This is a genomic window from Pseudooceanicola marinus (genome assembly GCF_002786295.1).
Taxonomy (GTDB): domain Bacteria; phylum Pseudomonadota; class Alphaproteobacteria; order Rhodobacterales; family Rhodobacteraceae; genus Pseudooceanicola; species Pseudooceanicola marinus.
The window spans coordinates 1-1,212 of sequence record NZ_PGTC01000019.1 but is presented as its reverse complement, the minus strand read 5'-3'; the positions used below and the strand labels follow the sequence as shown (position 1 = coordinate 1,212).

The following is a 1,212-nucleotide window of genomic DNA, read 5'->3' as shown; positions in this document are numbered from 1 at the left end:
CCCACGGGGCGCCGGACGATCCCCGCGTGATCGCGGGCGCGCTGCAGCCCTGGCGCACGGCCGCGGAGTGCATCGACTGGTCCATCCCCTGCCCCTCGATCTTCGACAGCGCCGAGGAGATCCGCGCGCGCCTCGGCCTGCGTGCCGTCCGCCCCCTGGCCGACAACACCCTCGCGCGCATCGCCCGCGGCGTCGCGCGCTACGTGCTGGAGGCCGAGGCACCCTTCCTGGTCAACCTCACCCACGGCGGGCGGGTGGAGGCGGCAGAGGAGCCGGTCCGCACCATCACCGCCGCGCGCCGGGGTGAGAAGGCCGCCGTGGCGCCCAGCCTCCTGTCCCTCAAGGGGACGGACCGGCGGGATAGCGCGCTTGGCGCACCGCACCCGACGGTGCTGGCCGGCGGCGGTCACAGTGCCCTGCTGGCCCCCAGCCTCACCCGCTTCAACACCGGCGCCACGGGGGCTGACCTGCGCACCCCGGCCCCGACCATCACGGCCAACAGCTGGGTGAAGCGCCCGGGCGGCGCGGCGCCGCTTGGCCTGCTCGCGCCTTGTCTTGCCAGCATCGCCCATGGCGACAGCGGCGGGCGCCGGGAGTACCCGCTGACCGATCCCCTGGGCACTATCACCGGGCGCGGCGTCCAGCACGCGGTCGTCGCCCCCGTGCTGACCTATGCCCAGCAAGGCGGGAACACCCGCGACGCCACGCGGCCCCTGCACACGATCTGCGCCCGCACGAAGGACCAGAACGCCGTCCTGCTGCCGACGCTGGTCCAGACCGGCTACGGCGAGCGGCCCGGCCAGGCGCCCCGCGCGCTGGATCTCGGGCGCCCCCTCGGGACCGTGGTGGCGGGCGGCGCCAAGCACGCCGCCTGCGCCGCATTCATCGCCCAGCAGAACGGCGGGCCGCGCATGAGCGCCCACGCAGGCCACGGCGCACGGGACCCTCTGTCCACCGTCGCGGCCAGCGGCAGCCATCAGACGCCCGTCGCCACCTTCTTTGCCAAGTACTACGGCACCGGGGATGGCGCCCGCACCGATGCGCCCTGCCACACAATCACCGTGAAGGACCGGATGGCCCATATGCAAGCCGCCCGGCAGGCCCCGCCCTTCACGGAAGCGCACCAGGCCAGGGCGCGCGAAGTGGCAGAGTTCCTGCGCGCCCATGGCGCCTGGGACGGCGGCGACCTGGTCACCCTCGACATCGCCGGCA

General features: G+C 74.8%; 1 pseudogene. It reads left to right on the top strand.

The features are described 5' to 3' along the window. A pseudogene (locus CVM50_RS16570) lies at positions 1-1,212 on the top strand (DNA cytosine methyltransferase); the annotation flags it as partial.